Source organism: Desulfurella sp. (assembly GCF_049977265.1).
Lineage (GTDB): Bacteria > Campylobacterota_A > Desulfurellia > Desulfurellales > Desulfurellaceae > Desulfurella.
On record NZ_JBMFGQ010000033.1, the window covers coordinates 1 to 17,701 of the forward strand.

A 17,701-nucleotide genomic window follows, 5' to 3' on the forward strand; every position below is an offset into this window, starting at 1 on the left:
GGGTTAAGATGGGTAAATATATGACTCTATGTTAAAAAATCACTTATTGTATAAAAGAAATTTTATCAGAAATATTAATACTAAAACTTAAATTTTTTTAACTCAAATAATTTTTTGTTTTGATTTATTTTTATATGATAATAACCATCTATTGGTATATAAATATAGGGAATATCCTCTTGTCTTTTGTATACAAAATACGAAAGAATCATTCTATTTACAGCGCGATGACCTATTATCAAAATATTATCTATATGTTTGCTTAAATAAATAACTTTTTTTATGCCTCTTTCTATGCGATTTTCCATGGACACATACCCTTCTCCATTAGGGTAAACATAGTAGTATTTATTGTGTTTTCTTGCTTGGTCAATCTCTGGCATTTTTTTGCTAATTTCTTCATAACTCATACCCTCTACTATACCTGCGTTAATTTCATTGAAATCATCAAATGATATAATGCTGCAATTATTTTGGTATTGTTGAATAATTTTGGCCATTTGAACTGTTCTTTTTAAAGTTGAAGTAAAAATAAGCGGTAATCTTTTTTTAGCAAAGTATTGTGCAATTCTATGGGCATCTTGTATGCCTTTTGATGTTAATTGAGCATCTCCGCCTAATCTATCCTCTAGATTGAAAAAAGATTGTGTATGCCTTAAAAGATACAAATTATTGATAAATGGCGTTACTAAAAAATCACGTATTCTCTCGCTAAAAGGTAAGCCATTATCGACCTTATAGTTTAATATCTTATAATTAAAAGTATCCACCTTAATAAAGTTCCGTTCATTTTCCAAAGGAGTATATATGGTTTCGTAGTAATTTATTCTTTTTTTTAAACTATAAATTGATTGCTCTTGGCTTAAATGAGAAAATTCTGGGATACGAGCTTTAAGCCTGATATTTTCTTCTATGATTTCTTGGTCATTATTTATGCATTCTATAAAAAGCAAATTTTCATAGCCCAAAAACGACATTATCCTTTTTCTTCGCTCTAAACTCACATTTGTAGCATCCAATATAGCTACTCTATTTTTCATAAAATGTTGCTGAATAAACTTTTTTGCGCGTTGCAGATTAAGTAGGGCATATCTTTCCCTTAAGGCAGCGCTCTGCTTGTTTGCTGGATTAAAAAATTCTGGATAGCTGGTGTTTTCTTTATTTAACTTTCTCCTTAAATAACCATTGTTGAAAATTTTTACCTTAACACCGTCGCGCTTTAAACTTTCATATAGCTTCCAGGCAAGCGTGCTCTTTCCTCTTGCTGGAAGTCCAACCATAATAACATACAAAAAATTATCCATACTGTTTTTATAAAATAAGGTTATTTCCTAATTATATTTTTCTTATAATCTTAGATACCACAATAGATTAATCAATAAACCTTCCATTTTTTATTTTTCAATTAGCAAGACAACCATTTGCATAAAATTCACCTATATTAAACTTTTTAAAAATATCATCAATATTTAAAATAAAATTTTTCGAATTTTTTTTCATTTTTGAACTTTTACTCTAAATTTTTTTTCAATTGATCAATAATTTCGAATGCTTTTATTAACTCATCTTTTGATATATTAAAATCTGCAAGCAATTTTCGAATATCTGTGCTTGAAATACCTTTTGTGCGTGGCAAATATACAACTTCACAATATTCTCTCAAAAATTCAAATTTTCCCTTCCAATCTTCCCCTATAGCGAATATATCCACAGAGTACTTTTTTACATCATAAAGTTTTTGCTCCCAATTAACTTCAGGTATAGCCATATCCACATGCCTTATGCTTCTTACTATTTCTATGCGCTGTTCAAATGGTATAATTGCTTTTTTGCCTTTGAGTTGATTGAACTCATCTGTAGATACGGCCACAATTAAATAATTACCAAGTTCTTTTAATCTCTTAAATAGATTCAAGTGACCAATATGAAATAAATCAAAAGTTCCATAGGTAATTACCGTTTTTTTACGTTTTGCCATTCTTAGCCTCTTTTATTGTTTTTTCTCATTTATTTTATGCTCCTTACCCTGCAAAAGCCTTACAATATTTGAATAGTGCCTTGCAAGCATTAACAAAAATAGCGTTATAAATAAAAACTTCACGTTTGTGTTGGTATTAACAAAAAGTATTATAGTTAAAGCAATGCCAAAAGACAACAAAGATGCCAGAGAGGCATACCTGGTAATTTTTAGAATAATAAGCCATAGAGCAATACCTATAAAAGCGTATGGGGAAAATAAAAGGCATACACCATAGGTAGTAGCCACACCTTTTCCACCTTTAAATTTCAAAAATAAAGAAAAATCGTGACCTAAAACCGCAAACACAGCAGATATTTCCGCATAAATAGATTTTTTAAAAATAAACCAAACGATAGCTACTATCACTAAACCTTTTAACATATCCAGCAATAAGGTTATGGCGCCTTCTTTTTTACCTAAAACTCTAAAAGCGTTTGAAGCGCCAATATTGCCACTTCCAATTTTTCTTATATCTACACCTTTTATCTTACCAATCAAATAACCAGATGGTATGCTCCCTAAAATAAAAGATACAATGCTAATTAAAATTATAACAATTACGCTCATACATTTTTAACCCACATTAATTAATTTAATCTCACAATTTCCAACGAATTGTTTGCTTCTGGGTTTTTCTTAGATGGTCCTTTTACTAAAACAAAAAAAGAATCTGATTGTCCAAAAATAGATTTTACATATTGCTTATAATCTTGAGGCAGCTCTTCTTCATAAATAGGATAAACACCGTAAGAAAATTCTAAATTCTGAGCAACATTTCTACTATGGGTAATACCAATTATCCATATAGGTAACTTAAAGCGACTCATTCGCCTAGCTGTAGCACCACTGGTGGTTGGCGTAACAAGTAAAATAGGATTTAGATTTTTTACTGTTGTAAATACATTTATTGCCATAGTATCTTCTAAAGAAATAGACTTAGAAGATAGTACCCTGGCTAAAGTCTCATATATCGGGTATATATAGCGCTTATGCTCAACATTTTGGGCTATCTTTGAAAGCATTGATACAGCTTTGTCAGGGTATTTGCCAACAGCCGATTCCTCAGATAACATAACACAATCAGTACCATCGAGAATTGCATTGGCAACGTCAGTAGCTTCTGCACGAGTAGGCCTTATATTATCTACCATAGATTCGAGCATCTGTGTAGCTGTTATTACAGGTTTTCCCAATATATTAGCTTTCTGTATGAGCTGTTTTTGTAAGATTGCAATAGATTCTATGGGTGTTTCTACGCCTAAATCACCGCGTGCAACCATAATGCCATTTGCTTCTTTTAATATTTCATCAATATTTTCAATAGCTTTTGAACGCTCGATTTTTGCTATTATAAAAGGATTATAACTAATTTGCGCGCAAAAGCTTTTAGCGTCAAGAATGTCTTGTTTCGTTTGTACAAATGATACACTTATAGCATCAACATCCATTTGTTTTGCAAAATCAATACATTGTTTTTCAAAATCGCCAATTGCTTTTAGTGGTAAATCAATACCTGGCAAATTAATTCCCTTATGAGAAGATAACTTTCCTCCAACCAAACAAATACAATAAACTTCAAAGCCTTTAATTTCTTCCACCTTGAGTTGCAAAAAGCCGTCATTCAGATAAATAATAGTATCTTTTTTTAGGTAGTTAGAAAAGCCTTCTATATTTACAGGAATTTGATTTTCTTTGGCATTACTTGACAGAACAACTCTATCACCCTCTTTTAACTCTATTGGCTCAATATCTCCTATTCTTATTTTTGGTCCTGGCAAATCACCAAGTATTACAATGCGCCTGTTGAGAGCTGATGAAGTTTTTCTTAAACGATTAATTATTTCTTTATGCTCTTCAAAACTACCATGTGCAAAATTAATGCGCGCAATATTCATGCCTTCTTGCATCATCTTTGATATAATCTCTATATTTGCAGAAGCAGGGCCTATAGTACACACAATTTTTGTTTTGTTTAATGGAAAATCCATCTTTAGCACCTCTCTACTAATTATATTTTTTAACTACTTAGAATTTTTAAATCTTCATTGACATAATTTTTAAATATTTCAATACCTTTTTTAAACTCGTCTTGTTTTATAATTCCGTTAGAAGTTATAACACTTAAAAGCTTTTTTGGCAATTTTAATTCTTCAAAATCAAAACCATTAGTAAGCTTAAACCTCCACTTTAGAGCATGAACTTTTCTTGCGATTTGCCATAGTTTATCATCATCGTAACCATCAAAACCAATAACGCTTAAAATATCTGGTATGAGTGACTCTTTGTGATATACGCCTCTTGCGAACAAACACCCAGCAATTGAGGTAAATATTATACGCCAGATTCCTTCGTTATAAAGTTCCTCCATACGCTCTTCTATGGGTGTTTCATTGTTTTTTAGCTTTTGATCTATGGAGTATCCAGCATTACCTAAATGAGAATGTCTTGTATCGGTAGCATATCCCAAAAATGTCATGATTCCCGTTAAATAACCTGCTGCTTCATTTTTATTGAATAATATAGCAAAATCTTCTCCTCCGTACTTTTTTGAACAAAAATACGACCCTTTTTCTAAATCTTTATAGAATTCATTTGCTCCTTTTGAAATATTTATCAGCACCCTTAAATAGGTTTCACCATCCCCAAAATTTAAAATTTCTCCCATTGTATGCCTAGTATCAATAATGCCTTTTTGAAAAGCTTCACTAGCCCAAGCAAGTGTAACACCCATGCTCATTACATCCCAACCTTGTCGTTCTACTTCATGCAGCAATAAAAACAATGCATCGGAGTTTTCAATTGACAAATTTGAACCAAAAGCATAAATAGGTTCGTGATCATATGTAACTTTTTTTGTTTTATACATATGATGTTCTTTTTCAAACATTACTCTTACTTGCGCAACATGGATACATCCTACCTGACAACCTGCACAGGCAATTTTTTGTGCTAAATGTTTATCAGCCATAGCTTTGCCTGATATTTTATCTGCGCCTTCAAAAAAACCTTGCGAGTAGTTCCTAACAGGCAAACCGTTTATTTTATTAAGTGGCATTACGTTTGCAGCTGTTCCTAAATCGTGGTATTTATGCATTAACTCAGATTGAGTTACTTCTTTGTATAAACTGTTATATATTGCATTGTATTTACCCTTTGGAGCATTCCAATATTTATTACCTGCAATAACAATAGCTTTTAAATTTTTTGACCCAAAAATTGCTCCAAGACCTAATCGACCAAAATGTCTAGAAGAATCCACACTTACGCAGGCTATAGGAGAAAGTCTCTCACCTGCTGGACCTATTTTTATTATACTTTTTTGATTTATATGCTTATATCTATCAAGCAGAACACGCTCACATGCAGTGGCGGACATACCCCGCAGAGAATCAGCTTTTATTATTTTTACATTTTCATTGTAAATTTCTAAATATGAGAAATCTTGTGATTTGCCTATTATGCGCAATACATGGAATCCAGCTTGATACATGGCAAGACCTACATTACCACCAGCGTGCGACTCGCCAAAATCACCAGTCAATGGAGATTTAAAAACTGCTATCGTTTTTGTTATAACAGGAAAATGATTATTTGTTGGTCCAATAGCAAATACAACCACAGAATTTTGCGATAAAGGGTCAGTATTGTCTTTGCATGAATCAATAAATAACTTTGTCGCGGCACCGCTTCCGCCTATATATTCTCTAAATACATCAGTTATATCAACTACTTTAGATTCATTTGTACTTAAATTTATATCAAGCATGTAAAAATTATTCATAACTACACCTCCACGGCTACCAATACGTCATTTGGACAAAATTTAGCGCATATACCGCAGTGGCTGCACACAAGTGGCTGTTTGTTTTCAAAATCCCAAGGCAGAGCATTTGGTATGCATGCTTCAACGCATGGTTTATCCTTGCAATGAATGCACTTTGAAGATTCAAATACTACACCACCACCATCTCGTGGTGTAAGCGCTTTTGTCGGACAAGCTTTTGCACAATCTGGATCAAGACAGCCATAACAAATTCTAACAGAAAATGCACCTTCAACGCCTGGATAGCGTTTTACTATTAAATCAGCTTTTTCGGGTGTTAATGCATGCTGCCAGGTTCTCGCACAAGCAAACATACAACTAAAGCACCCTATACATTGCTCTCTATTTATTACCTTCATAAGCTTAGGCATCATTTACCTCCCAAGAAACAATTAGTGTATATTTTTTGTGCTTGATTTTTTATATAACAAATCAACTATGGTCTTAAGCATTTGAGGCAATGCATCTATATCTTTAGCTGTTACAATATTTTTGTCACACTCTACATCATTTCCTGTATAAATAGCACCTGCATTAACTAAGTCATCTTTTATAGCCATATGAGATGTTAACTGTTTATCCTTAACAATACCAGCAGAAATTAACAACCATGGCCCATGACAAATAGCACAAACAATCTGATTGTTTGTGTACATATACTTTACAAAGTTGATTATTTTCTGATTTCTCCTTAACCTATCTGGGGCATAGCCACCTGGCACAAATAAGCAGTCATAATCTTTTGGATCGACCAAGTCTATTGAATAATTTGACTTTAAAATTAAACCATTTTTGCTTTTAAATTCAGCAATAATTGACGAAATGACATCTACGTCAAAACCATCTTCCTTAAATCTAAACAACGGGTAGATAAATTCTACTTCATCAACAAAATTCTCTAACAAAAGTGCTACTTTCATAATTGTCCCCCTTGGTGTTAATTATTTTACTTTTCTGCAAAAATATACATTTTTAAACACTAATTTTATATTTCATTTTCAAATCTATACTTAGCCTCATTTTTTAAGTTTTCAATATCAACATTATCAAATTCTGGCAGTTTCTTTAAAGTTTCAGCTACTTGACTTATTGCATTAGCGGCTACTGATTGATTTAAGAACGCTAAACGTATGCGTCGCGATAAAATATCCACAATTGTTTGCGCCATTTCATTTTTTACAGCCCAAACAATTTCAGCCTCAATGTATGGATAATCATCTACAATTTTATCACTGAATCCGTTTTTTGCTATATTCATGACTTCAAAAGCTAAATCACCATAAGTGCTTATCAAATGTTTTGCTAAATTGTTACTAATATTGTAGGTATTTCTGAGTTCTTCTTGAGTATTTAGCGTGTATTTTTGTGCACCAAGAAGTTTTATCTCTTTAGTAATACATTTAGATTTAGGTTGTAAATTAAACACTTTAATAATATCATCTACCAAGTCTTGGGCCATTTTTCTATAACTTGTCCATTTACCTCCGGCAATTACTACAAGTCCAGATGGCATAAATTTAATAACGTGTTCCCTTGATATGCTAGCTGTTGTTCCAAACACTCCTTCTTTTGCGAGTGGTCTTATACCTGCCCACTTTGATTTAACATCCGATATATTGGGAACTTGCCTATAGTAAGAAGTCATTTGTTTTAATAAATAATCCACATCTTTGTTAGGCACTTTTGGATGAGCTCGTGGCTTTGTTTCTACATCTGTTGTACCTAGTATAACATGGTTTTGCCAAGGTAAAACAAACAAAAGCCTATCATCTTCAGTTTTTGGTATAAGCAAACCCATATGTGCAGGTGTGTAAATTGGATCAATAGTTATATGTGTGCCCAAAGAAGGCTCTATCATGTTTTCGTGTGAAGGATTATCCATCTTTATTACATCATCCGTAAAAGGACCAGCTGCACTTACTACAATATCAGAACTTATAAACCACTCTTGACCACTTAATAAATCTTTTACTCTAGCACCAATAATTTTGCCGTTTTTCTTTACAAATTCTTTTGCTTCTACATAATTTGCCGCAACAGCACCACTTTGTATAGCACTCAAAATTACAATTAAGTTCATTCTTGCATCATCAAATGTACCATCGCAATAACTAATGCCACCTTTTAAATTTTTTTCTTTAATTAAAGGGAAGTATTTGATCACATCAGATTTACTCATTAAAGTCGTTGGTAGCAACTTTCTTTTACCAGCCATCCATTCATAAATTTTTAAACCACTTAGATAATAAAGTTTTTCAAATTCTGAGTATACAGGTATTAATATAGGCAAAACAGATGACAAATACGGTGCTTGGTTCATCATGATTCCTCTTTCGTGAAGCGCTTCATACACGAAAGAAAATTGAGTTCTATCTAAATGCTTAAAAGCAGCCTCTAAATACCTTACCCCACCGTGTATCAATTTTGTAGATCTTGATGAGGTTTCGCTTGAAAAATCATTTTTTTCTATCAGAGCAACTTTTAAACCTCTAGTTGCAGCATCGAGCGCGATACCCGCACCCGATGCTCCTCCACCTATTATCAAGATATCAAAACATTCGTTTTTTAAACGCTCAATTTGACTGTTTCGTTGCATTGATAACTCCTTTCTTATGCATCAATCCAGTTTTTCGACCTTTCGATAGCTTTTTGCCACTGCGCGTAAAGTCTTTCACGCTCACCTTTTTTCATTTGTGGTTGGTACTGGGCATCTAATTCCCACCTTTTCTCAATGGTATCGACATCAATGGCATCAGCGCCAATACCTGCAAGGTAGGCAGCACCAAGCGCTGTAGTTTCGCTTACCCTCGGTCTTAAAACAGGTACATTTAAAATGTCGGATTGAAATTGCATTAAAATATTATTAATACTTGCCCCACCATCAACCCTCAACTCTGTTAATGGTATGCCCGTCGCTCTAACCATAGCCTCAATCGCATCTTTTGTGCTATAGGCCATCGATTCAAGTGTAGCACGAGCTAAGTGAGCTTTTGTTGTACCTCTTGTAATGCCTATAATTAAACCTCTAGCATACGGATCCCAAAATGGTGCACCTAAGCCTACTAATGCTGGTACAAAATACACCCCACCGTTATCTGTTGCTTTTTTTGCAAGATTTTCAATATCAGGTGAATCATCAATAAGTTTCAGTCCATCTCTTAACCATTGGACAGCTGCTCCTGCTACAAATATAGAACCCTCAAGAGCGTAGTTTGGCTTTTCATTTTTTATTTTCCAGGCAAGCGTTGTAAGCACACCATCACCTATGATAGGTTTCTCTCCGGTATTTAACACCACGAACGCACCTGTGCCATAAGTATTTTTTGCCATACCTGCTTTAAAGCAAGCCTGTCCAAAAAGAGCTGCTTGCTGATCTCCTGCTACGCCTGTTATAGGTATAGAAACTCCAAAGAAAGAAGGGTCAGTTTCTCCAAAACTAGAGGCAGAAGGTTTTACATTAGGCAATACACTTTTGGGTACTTCAAGCATATTGCAGAGTTCATCATCCCAAGATAAAGTATTAATATCAAATAATAAAGTTCTGCTTGCATTTGATACATCTGTTACGTGAGATTTTCCTCCGGTCAACTTATATATAAGCCAGCTATCTACGGTGCCAAAAGCCAAATCTCCTTTTTGAGCTTTTTCTTTTAAGCCATCAATATTTTCGAATAACCATGTGAGTTTAGTTCCAGAAAAATATGGATCTAAAACCAAACCTGTTTTTTGCCTAACAATTGGCTCATAACTTTTTGATTTTAAAACATCACATATACCGGCTGTCCTTCTATCTTGCCAAACAATTGCTCTATGTACAGGTTTACCCGTCAATCTATCCCATACTATGGTAGTTTCTCTCTGGTTTGTAATGCCTATGGCAATAATTTCTTCTGGGTTTATGTTTGCCTTTTTAATGGCATTTTTTGCTGTTTCCAATTGGGATTCAAAAATTTCCTCTGCTTCGTGCTCTACCCATCCAGGTCTAGGAAAATATTGAGTAAATTCTTTTTGATCAACAGATACAATATTACCATATACTGTAAAAATTATTGTCCTGCTTGAAGTTGTGCCTTGATCAAGGGCCATTATGTATTTTTTATCCATTTGACTCCTCCTTTTTTTAAAATTCAATTTTCAAAATTTTCTAATTTATCGTCTAATTTTGATTTATCTAAGACCGGCTGTCTTGCTTCAAGTGTATCACCGATAAACCACTTATATACAAACACTGCCAGTGGTCCGCCAATTAATGGTCCTACTATAGGAACCCAAAAATACCCATGTGGTCCAGGAAATGCATTTGTTCCCCACCCAGCAAGCCAGCAAAATAATCTTGGCCCAAAATCACGAGCTGGATTAATTGCATAACCAGCATTTACACCATAAGACATACCTATTGCAGCAACCGCCATTCCAATTATAAATGGCCCAAGATTGGCTCTTACAGCTAAATTTCTTGCATCAATTACAGCCAAAACAAACAGTAGCAAAAAAAATGTGCCAATAATTTGGTCAATTAAAGGGCCCACCATATTTGAACCAAAATATTGTGCAGGAAATGTTGCAAAAATACTAAATGTTGTAGCTCCACCCGCAGATGCATAGGATGTTACTTTATGGGCTGCATTCCATGCATCTATAGCTTTATAATAGTTTAAATAAACTAAAGCAGCACCAGCAAAAGCACCTGCTGTTTCTGCTATCCAATACGGTATAACCTTTTTCCATGGGAAATCACCTTTTACCGCAAATGATAACGTTACTGCAGGATTTAAATGAGCGCCTGTAACACCACCTGCAACATACACTCCAAATACTACAGCCATAGCCCAACCCCATGTTATCAATAACCAACCACCAGCACCCTGAAAAATCACAAGTGTCCTACCAGATTCGGTCAAACCTACAACTGCAACAGCAACAACTCCTGCCCCAAAAGCTAATAAGACAAATGTGCCCAAAAACTCCGCAAGCATTTCAGCCCAGATACTTTTGGCCCGCCAACCAGATTTAACACCAGCCTGAGACATAAATAAAACCTCCTCTTAATAAAAGTTTCACTAATTAAAATTAAACTTAAATTTAATATAAAAAAATAACAAAGTCAATACTTTTTCACTTAAAAATTTTAATATTTAAATTAAATTATTGTAAATTAAAACCTAACAATCTTATTTTTATAGTAGACAAATCAATAATATTATGTTATTATTAATAACATGTCAAATTTCTTTGTAAAGCAAAAAATTGGTAAAAATATTTATATTTATGAGGTAACCAGTCACTGGGACGCAAAAAATAAAACTACAAAACAAAAACGTAAATATATTGGCAAATTAACGGATAGTGGAGAGATCGTAACACCAAAAAAAAGTGTTTATCCCGTTTCAGCAAGTTATTTTGGTGCTACCTATCTATTTGAGGAGCTTTCAAAAAAAATTGGCTTATATGATTTGTTAAATAAGATTTTCCCCGATAAAGCAGAAATCATTTTAAGTTTAGCCATTTTCTTTGCAATTGAGCGGAAAGATATTAATGATTATCTTGATTATACTAAACATACTCACACTACCTTTAAATGTAATTTGATTAATTTTAACGATATAATAAGTTTATTTAAGGATTTAACAGACGCGCAAACACAACGTAGCAATTTTTTAAAATTATGGCAAGAAAAACAAATACAATCCGATAAAAGTCTATATATTGACATTAAACGCTACCTCGATAAAAGCACCTATAAAAAACAATTCTACAAAACTGATAAGGATTTATTGTTTACTTACAGGATGGGGTTAGTTTTAAATAAAGATACTAGTTTACCTTTATCTTACTGTATATACCCAAACAGACTTATAGATGCTAACGATATTAAAAAATTTACATCAGAGTATGTTACAAATCAGCCAAAAATCTTTTTTCTAGATTCAGATTTTTCTAATATTTCTGATATCGTTTTACTGAATTATTTTAATATAAAATTCATGCTACCCTATAGCGAAAATGTTAACCTGGAAAGTGGCTTACTTAAGAGAGCACTTAAGTATAATTCTAAAATAAGTGATCATAATGGCATAAATTACTTTTTCGCTGATAAAATTTTATACTTTTACAATACCAAACTTAAATTTTATCTTTTTTTTAATGAAAAAGAAAAATTAAGTGAGGCTGATAATTTTATTAGAATATTAAGTGAGTTAGAATCTTTAATAAAACTTAAAACCTTTAACGACACAAATGATGTAAAAATGTTCATGAATGCTAAGTTAAAAAATAGTTCAAAATACTATGAAATATCAGTTGTAAATAAAAAAGCTATTTTAAAAAAGAAAAAATGGGTGATTTCGCATAAACTTAATAACATCACCAAGGTATCACTTATTAGCAATAACACGGACTTAGGTGAAGATGAAATTTTATTAATCCATAAAATAAAACATAATGTGGAAGGCTTTTTTAATTTGACTATAATGGATACTGGAAAATATAGTCTTTTTGTAAAGCCTAGACAGATTTTTGAAGGTGAACTTTTTATACAGTTTATCTCATTAATTTTGTTTTCAACATTTGAAACTACTCTAAAAACACACGAATTGCTTAAAGAATATACAATCGAACAAATCTTAAATGAATTAAAAAATCTGAAAATGATAAGTTTATCAAACAACAAAAACATTTTAAGTGAAAAAAATAAATTACACAAAGATTTATTTAAGATATTTGATTTAAAAGACTCAGAATGATGCATTTATTAATAATAACATGTTATAATCTATATTTTATACTGTTAAAATAAGATTACATTGCAAAATAAATAAATTTTTAAAATGTTATAAAACCATATTGATTTTTATTTAGATTTGCTTTATATTAAGTAATAAATTAAGGAGGTTTAAATAATGATTATCTCAAGAGAATTTGAGTTGCTAAATAAAACTGGTTTACATGCAAGACCTGCTGCAAATTTAGTTAAAGCTCTTAGTAATTTTAATTCCGATATTAAAATCATTTATAATAACAAAGAAGTCAACGCAAAAAGCTTTATATCGATCACCAGCTTAGGTATTGAAAAAGGTTCAAAAATCACCGTTAGCATTAATGGGTCAGACGCAAAAGAAGCTATGCAAGTCATAGAAAATTTAGTTAATAATAGGTTTGGGGAAGAATGAGCAATAATATTGTGCTAAAAGGCACTAAAGCCTCAGAAGGTATAGGCATAGGAAAATTAATTAAAATTGAATACAATAAAACATACAATCAAAAAAACAAAGAGGCTTTGGATACTTTCTATAGCTTAAAACAAAACTTGCTTAACAAAATACACTGGCTTAAAAATATTGACACAAATACAAGTCAAATTTTTGAAATATATGAAGCCATTTTAAACGACCCATACTTTGAAGAATTAATAAAAAAGTATATAAATCAAGATTTAAGTTTATCGGAAACTATTAGTAAAACAGTTTCTGAGATTTCATATCAATTATCAAATACAAATCAATATATGAAAGAGCGTGTTAGTGATATTGAAAGGTTAGGCATTGTATTGCAAAATCCTGATGTGGGTGCTTATCAAGAAAATACAGTAATCTGCTTTAACGAATCTCTTGCGGTTATCGATTTAATAAATATAGATATAAAAAAAATTAAGGGTATAGTTACAAATAGTGGCAGCAAGATTTCACATCTAGCTATTTGGTGCAGAAATAATAATATACCTTTTATTTACAATATTGATACAAAACAACTCAAAGAAGGTCTAGTTGCTGCAATAGATTTAAACGGCTACTTAATAATAAATCCAACTCAAGATTTTTTGGATAAATTAAGTGTCGAGAAACTTCAAAGAGAAAAGATTATCAATAAAGCACAATATTTTAAAAGCAAAGTCTCAAAATTTAAAAACAAAGAAATTAAAATTGGCGCTAATATTGGCAATTTAGAAGATGCATACGTAGCTAGCCAGATAGGTGTTAAAAGTGTTGGACTTTTTAGAACAGAGTTTATGTTTTTAGAAAAAGATAAACCATTGACACAAGAACAGCAATACAAAATATACAAAGAGGCAGCGAGCCTTTTTACAGAAAATGTAATTATTAGGACTATGGATATAGGCGGAGATAAAAAGTTAAACTACCTTGACTTAAAAAACGAGCTAAACCCATTTTTAGGCATAAGAGGACTTAGGTTATCACTAAAGTACAAAGAACTTTTTAAAACTCAGCTAAAAGCAATACTTAAAGCCGCTTATGATCAAAAAAACATTTGTATTATGTTTCCAATGGTCAGCATTGAAGAAGAAATAAATCAAGCAAAAAACATTATAAATGACTTAGCTTATGAAATGGATAAGCAAAATGAGCCATACAGAATACCTCAAATAGGTATTATGATAGAAGTTCCCTCGGCAGCACTTAATGCAGATAAACTAATAAAATTGGTTGATTTTATGTCAATTGGTACAAATGATCTCATTCAATACACAATGGCTATGGATAGAACCAATAATGAAGTTGATTATCTTTATCAGCCGTATAACAATAGTATAATAAAACTCATCCAAAACGTAATTAATGCTTGTCATTTAGATAGTAAGTGGGCAGGAATGTGCGGAGCTATGGCAGGAGAACTTTTATACTATCCTTTGCTTTTGGAAATAGGATTGGATGAATTCAGTATGGAATCATCGAAAGTAATGTTAATTAAAATGTACAATGATTATTTACAAAGTTGTAAACTAAATTTATTGCCATGGGATGATTCAAAGTTGCATTTATTGCAAGAATTATATAAAAACTTTTTAGAGTGGGCTAAAGAATGAAATTTTATTTAAGGAGGATATAAAATGAAAAAATTAATCAACAAACCAGAAAATGCAGTGAAAGAAATGCTGGAAGGCATTGCAAGCGTCAACAAAGATTTAGTGTTAGTAAATTTTGCACCTAACTTCATTTACAGAAAAGACGCCCCAAATAAAGGAAAAGTTGCGGTAATATCTGGCGGCGGATCTGGACATGAGCCGCTTCACGGTGGATACGTAGGACTTGGAATGCTGGATGCGGCTTGCCCTGGTGATGTCTTTACTTCACCTACACCAGATCAAATGTATGAGGCAGCAAAAAGAGTAAATGGTGATGCGGGAATTTTATTTATAGTAAAAAACTATACAGGCGACGTAATGAATTTCGATATGGCAAAAGATATGCTAAGGGCTGAAGGTTTAGCAGTTGAAAGTGTATTGGTTAACGATGATGTCGCTGTAGAAAATTCCACCTACACTGCAGGTAGACGCGGCGTAGGTGGAACTGTATTTGTAGAAAAAATAGTAGGAGCTGCCGCTGAAGAAAAAAAACCACTTTCCATGCTAAAGGAGATAGGTGAAAAAGCAGTAGAGAATGTTAAATCAATAGGAATAGCTTTTACTTCTTGTACGGTTCCAGCAGCAGGAAAGCCTACTTTTACACTAAGCGATGACGAATTTGAGTTCGGTATTGGCATACATGGCGAGCCCGGGAGGGAAAGACTAAAATTAAAACCAGCTGACAAAATAGTAGATATGATGATGGAGGCAATATTCAAAAATATATCTATGAAGCCTAATGATGAAGTAGCATTGCTAATTAATGGCATGGGCGGAACACCGCTTATGGAATTATATGTTGCGGCAAGAAAAGTTAATGAAATATTAACCAGCAGGCAGTTGGTCTTATATAAATATTTAGTTGGCAATTATATAACTTCTCTTGAAATGCAAGGTTTATCAATTACTTTACTTAAATTAGACAGCGAGTTGAAACATTACTTAGACGCCAAAGTACACACAGCAGGGTTAAGGTGGGGTATCTAAATGTTTGATATACATTTCTTTATTAACTTCTTTAGTAAATTTAATGAATATATTCAAGAAAATAAAGATTACTTGACAGAACTGGACTCTGCGATAGGAGATGCGGATCATGGAATAAATATGTCAAAAGGGTGCAAAGTAGCTCTCGAAAAGATTGAAAATTCTAATTTTAAAAGTGTTTCTGATTTATTAAAGTCAATTTCTATGGCTTTGATGTCCTCTGTTGGCGGGGCATCTGGGCCTTTATATGGAACTATATTTATGAGAATGGCTGTTTCTTTAAGTATGACAGATATAGAGCTAAAAAATTTATCAAGTGCCTTGCAAAATGCATTAAATGGAATTAAATCTTTAGGAAAAGCAGAACTTGGTGATAAAACAATGGTAGATGTATGGGAACCTGTGGTTAATGAATTTAATATGTTAGTCGAAAAAAATACCGATATTTTTGACTTGAAAAACAAAATAATTTCACTGGCTGAAAAATCAATGAAAAATACTACTCCGTTAATAGCAAGAAAAGGTAGAGCCTCATATTTGGGTCCAAGAAGTGCAAATCACCAGGACCCGGGAGCAACATCTTCTTACTTATTCTTTAAAGCATTATTTGAAAGTTTGGAGTAAGCGCATGATTGGAATATTAATATTATCTCATTCTAATTTAATAGCAAAAGGCCTATTTGATACATGTAAGCAAATGGCCCAAGAGACTTATATTGAATATGTTGGTGGTATTGAAGATAGATTGGGACTCGATGTCGTGCTAGCTTTAGAAACTTTAAATAAAATGCTTGCTGTTAGCGATGCGGTAATTATATATTCAGATATTGGCAGTACGGTCTTGGCAAGCAAAAGCATTAAAGAAATGTCAATAAAACCAGATAAGGTTTATATAGCTGACGCACCACTGGTAGAGGGTGCTATAGCTGCAAGTGTAGAAACAACATTGACAAACAATGTAGAAGAAATCTTAGAGGAGTCGAAAAAGGCTTGCTTTATGGAAAAAAGCAAATAAGTTAATTTTTTATTTGATTTTTAAAATAGATAACGAAATATTGAGCACCAGAGACCAATGTGAGAATAACTGCCAAATATAATATAATAATACCAAACTGATAAAAAGATTTGTTAATATAGCTAAAAATCAAGAAAACGATAGAAAAAAATTGCGTAAACGTTTTCCATTTGCCTATCCTTCCAGCCGGAAGAATATAATTTTTTGATGCCATTTCTGCACGCAAACCCGTAATAATAAGCTCTCTAAACAAAATTATAAACACCAACCAAAAAGAAATATCTAGTGTTTTTATCATGTAAATTAAAATACCCATAATAAAAATCTTATCCGCTAAAGGATCCAACAGTTTTCCTGTACTTGAAACTATATTATACCTGCGTGCCAGAAGGCCATCCAGATAATCGCTCAAGCCTCCAAACAAAAAAAGTACCAATGCCCAATATACTAAATGATATTCCAGTAAAAGTATTATAGGTACTACAAGAATAGTTCTTACAATCGAAAGTAAATTAGGCAAATGTTTCATGCTTAAAGATTAAACCATTTTTTTTGCAGTGTCAATATTTTTATGTGTTTTCCAATTATACGTACTATGAACCTTCTGAAAAAATTTAAAATTTCTATAATTTACATTTATTAATTAAAGTTTAAAACAGCCAAAAATGGCTTTAGATACCTTAAAAAAGCATGCTGCAAACTAAAGCGTATAATCATACTTTGTCCTAAGGGCATCTTGCACACCCATTATAAAACATATACACCTTTTTGCCAGGTTTTTTTATACAAAAAACCTAACTGTAAAATTTATTTCTAAATTTTACATCTTTGATCTATGTCTAAAAAACTCCGAAACCCTCGTAAAAGTTTAGATCATAAAGCTGCTACCATTGTCTTTAATATATTGAATAACCCCTTACACTTTTTATTTTTATTTAAAATAGTTTATACTACAACACTAGCTACTCAGAGCTATCAAGCATTTTTGCACATTTT

General features: G+C 32.4%; 17 protein-coding genes. 6 read left to right on the forward strand and 11 right to left on the reverse strand.

The window, feature by feature from the left end; all coding sequences use genetic code 11:
• Positions 1-80 precede the first annotated feature (80 nt).
• From ACP5FO_RS06740 to ACP5FO_RS06785, 10 genes are all read right to left on the reverse strand, one after another.
• Entirely contained in the window at positions 81-1,304 is a 1,224-nt protein-coding gene (locus tag ACP5FO_RS06740; protein WP_428110244.1) for a histidine phosphatase family protein, read from the reverse strand.
• Positions 1,305-1,510: 206 nt separating this feature from the next.
• On the reverse strand, positions 1,511-1,978 hold the full coding sequence (locus tag ACP5FO_RS06745) for an adenylyltransferase/cytidyltransferase family protein (RefSeq protein ID WP_428157236.1): 468 nt from the start codon (positions 1,976-1,978) through the stop codon (positions 1,511-1,513).
• A gap of 12 nt (positions 1,979-1,990) precedes the next feature.
• Positions 1,991-2,587: a glycerol-3-phosphate 1-O-acyltransferase PlsY gene (gene plsY / locus ACP5FO_RS06750; RefSeq protein ID WP_428110252.1), complete on the reverse strand. Its 597-nt coding sequence runs from the start codon at positions 2,585-2,587 to the stop codon at positions 1,991-1,993.
• Between the two features lie 20 nt (positions 2,588-2,607).
• A complete protein-coding gene (pyk, locus tag ACP5FO_RS06755; RefSeq protein ID WP_428110255.1) occupies positions 2,608-4,008 on the reverse strand; it encodes a pyruvate kinase in 1,401 nt (466 codons plus the stop codon).
• A 29-nt stretch (positions 4,009-4,037) separates the two neighbouring features.
• Positions 4,038-5,801 (reverse strand): aldehyde ferredoxin oxidoreductase N-terminal domain-containing protein, encoded by a 1,764-nt coding sequence (locus ACP5FO_RS06760; RefSeq protein WP_428110260.1) that lies wholly within the window; start codon positions 5,799-5,801, stop codon positions 4,038-4,040.
• Between the two features lie 2 nt (positions 5,802-5,803).
• The gene (locus ACP5FO_RS06765; protein ID WP_428110262.1) at positions 5,804-6,214 is read right to left on the reverse strand and encodes a (Fe-S)-binding protein; all 411 of its coding nucleotides are present in this window, start codon (positions 6,212-6,214) and stop codon (positions 5,804-5,806) included.
• Between the two features lie 21 nt (positions 6,215-6,235).
• On the reverse strand, positions 6,236-6,763 hold the full coding sequence (locus ACP5FO_RS06770; protein ID WP_428110266.1) for a type 1 glutamine amidotransferase domain-containing protein: 528 nt from the start codon (positions 6,761-6,763) through the stop codon (positions 6,236-6,238).
• A 65-nt stretch (positions 6,764-6,828) separates the two neighbouring features.
• Positions 6,829-8,439: a glycerol-3-phosphate dehydrogenase/oxidase gene (locus ACP5FO_RS06775; protein WP_428110269.1), complete on the reverse strand. Its 1,611-nt coding sequence runs from the start codon at positions 8,437-8,439 to the stop codon at positions 6,829-6,831.
• A 14-nt stretch (positions 8,440-8,453) separates the two neighbouring features.
• Complete coding sequence (glpK, locus tag ACP5FO_RS06780; RefSeq protein ID WP_428110273.1) at positions 8,454-9,947, reverse strand: glycerol kinase GlpK; 1,494 nt, start codon at positions 9,945-9,947, stop codon at positions 8,454-8,456.
• Positions 9,948-9,970: 23 nt separating this feature from the next.
• Positions 9,971-10,873, reverse strand: coding sequence for an MIP/aquaporin family protein (locus ACP5FO_RS06785; protein ID WP_428110277.1), 903 nt, complete (start codon positions 10,871-10,873; stop codon positions 9,971-9,973).
• 189 nt (positions 10,874-11,062) lie between these two features.
• Here ACP5FO_RS06785 and ACP5FO_RS06790 point away from each other — a divergent pair, with 189 nt between their 5' ends.
• From ACP5FO_RS06790 to ACP5FO_RS06815, 6 genes are all read left to right on the forward strand, one after another.
• Entirely contained in the window at positions 11,063-12,586 is a 1,524-nt protein-coding gene (locus ACP5FO_RS06790) for a hypothetical protein (RefSeq protein WP_428157237.1), read from the forward strand.
• Between the two features lie 156 nt (positions 12,587-12,742).
• Complete coding sequence (locus ACP5FO_RS06795; protein ID WP_428110284.1) at positions 12,743-13,012, forward strand: HPr family phosphocarrier protein; 270 nt, start codon at positions 12,743-12,745, stop codon at positions 13,010-13,012.
• Positions 13,009-14,664, forward strand: coding sequence for a phosphoenolpyruvate--protein phosphotransferase (gene ptsP, locus ACP5FO_RS06800; RefSeq protein ID WP_428110289.1), 1,656 nt, complete (start codon positions 13,009-13,011; stop codon positions 14,662-14,664). Before ACP5FO_RS06795 ends, ptsP begins: the two co-directional genes overlap by 4 nt.
• A gap of 24 nt (positions 14,665-14,688) precedes the next feature.
• Positions 14,689-15,690, forward strand: a complete 1,002-nt coding sequence (gene dhaK / locus ACP5FO_RS06805) for a dihydroxyacetone kinase subunit DhaK (protein WP_428110293.1) — start codon at positions 14,689-14,691, stop codon at positions 15,688-15,690.
• Complete coding sequence (gene dhaL / locus ACP5FO_RS06810) at positions 15,691-16,314, forward strand: dihydroxyacetone kinase subunit DhaL (RefSeq protein ID WP_428110297.1); 624 nt, start codon at positions 15,691-15,693, stop codon at positions 16,312-16,314.
• 4 nt (positions 16,315-16,318) lie between these two features.
• Entirely contained in the window at positions 16,319-16,705 is a 387-nt protein-coding gene (locus tag ACP5FO_RS06815) for a dihydroxyacetone kinase phosphoryl donor subunit DhaM (protein ID WP_428110299.1), read from the forward strand.
• A gap of 1 nt (position 16,706) precedes the next feature.
• Here the strand turns inward: ACP5FO_RS06815 and pgsA are convergent, their stop codons facing one another.
• Entirely contained in the window at positions 16,707-17,234 is a 528-nt protein-coding gene (gene pgsA, locus ACP5FO_RS06820; RefSeq protein ID WP_428110301.1) for a CDP-diacylglycerol--glycerol-3-phosphate 3-phosphatidyltransferase, read from the reverse strand.
• Positions 17,235-17,701 lie beyond the last annotated feature (467 nt).

Excerpts from the sequence above, each read along its gene's own strand:
- ACP5FO_RS06740 (WP_428110244.1), bottom strand. The coding sequence starts at position 1,304 with ATGGATAATTTTTTGTATGTTATTATGGTTGGACTTCCAGCAAGAGGA.
- ACP5FO_RS06745 (WP_428157236.1), bottom strand. The coding sequence starts at position 1,978 with ATGGCAAAACGTAAAAAAACGGTAATTACCTATGGAACTTTTGATTTA.
- plsY (WP_428110252.1), bottom strand. The coding sequence starts at position 2,587 with ATGAGCGTAATTGTTATAATTTTAATTAGCATTGTATCTTTTATTTTA.
- pyk (WP_428110255.1), bottom strand. The coding sequence starts at position 4,008 with ATGGATTTTCCATTAAACAAAACAAAAATTGTGTGTACTATAGGCCCT.
- ACP5FO_RS06760 (WP_428110260.1), bottom strand. The coding sequence starts at position 5,801 with ATGAATAATTTTTACATGCTTGATATAAATTTAAGTACAAATGAATCT.
- ACP5FO_RS06765 (WP_428110262.1), bottom strand. The coding sequence starts at position 6,214 with ATGCCTAAGCTTATGAAGGTAATAAATAGAGAGCAATGTATAGGGTGC.
- ACP5FO_RS06770 (WP_428110266.1), bottom strand. The coding sequence starts at position 6,763 with ATGAAAGTAGCACTTTTGTTAGAGAATTTTGTTGATGAAGTAGAATTT.
- ACP5FO_RS06775 (WP_428110269.1), bottom strand. The coding sequence starts at position 8,439 with ATGCAACGAAACAGTCAAATTGAGCGTTTAAAAAACGAATGTTTTGAT.
- glpK (WP_428110273.1), bottom strand. The coding sequence starts at position 9,947 with ATGGATAAAAAATACATAATGGCCCTTGATCAAGGCACAACTTCAAGC.
- ACP5FO_RS06785 (WP_428110277.1), bottom strand. The coding sequence starts at position 10,873 with ATGTCTCAGGCTGGTGTTAAATCTGGTTGGCGGGCCAAAAGTATCTGG.
- ACP5FO_RS06790 (WP_428157237.1), top strand. The coding sequence starts at position 11,063 with ATGTCAAATTTCTTTGTAAAGCAAAAAATTGGTAAAAATATTTATATT.
- ACP5FO_RS06795 (WP_428110284.1), top strand. The coding sequence starts at position 12,743 with ATGATTATCTCAAGAGAATTTGAGTTGCTAAATAAAACTGGTTTACAT.
- ptsP (WP_428110289.1), top strand. The coding sequence starts at position 13,009 with ATGAGCAATAATATTGTGCTAAAAGGCACTAAAGCCTCAGAAGGTATA.
- dhaK (WP_428110293.1), top strand. The coding sequence starts at position 14,689 with ATGAAAAAATTAATCAACAAACCAGAAAATGCAGTGAAAGAAATGCTG.
- dhaL (WP_428110297.1), top strand. The coding sequence starts at position 15,691 with ATGTTTGATATACATTTCTTTATTAACTTCTTTAGTAAATTTAATGAA.
- ACP5FO_RS06815 (WP_428110299.1), top strand. The coding sequence starts at position 16,319 with ATGATTGGAATATTAATATTATCTCATTCTAATTTAATAGCAAAAGGC.
- pgsA (WP_428110301.1), bottom strand. The coding sequence starts at position 17,234 with ATGAAACATTTGCCTAATTTACTTTCGATTGTAAGAACTATTCTTGTA.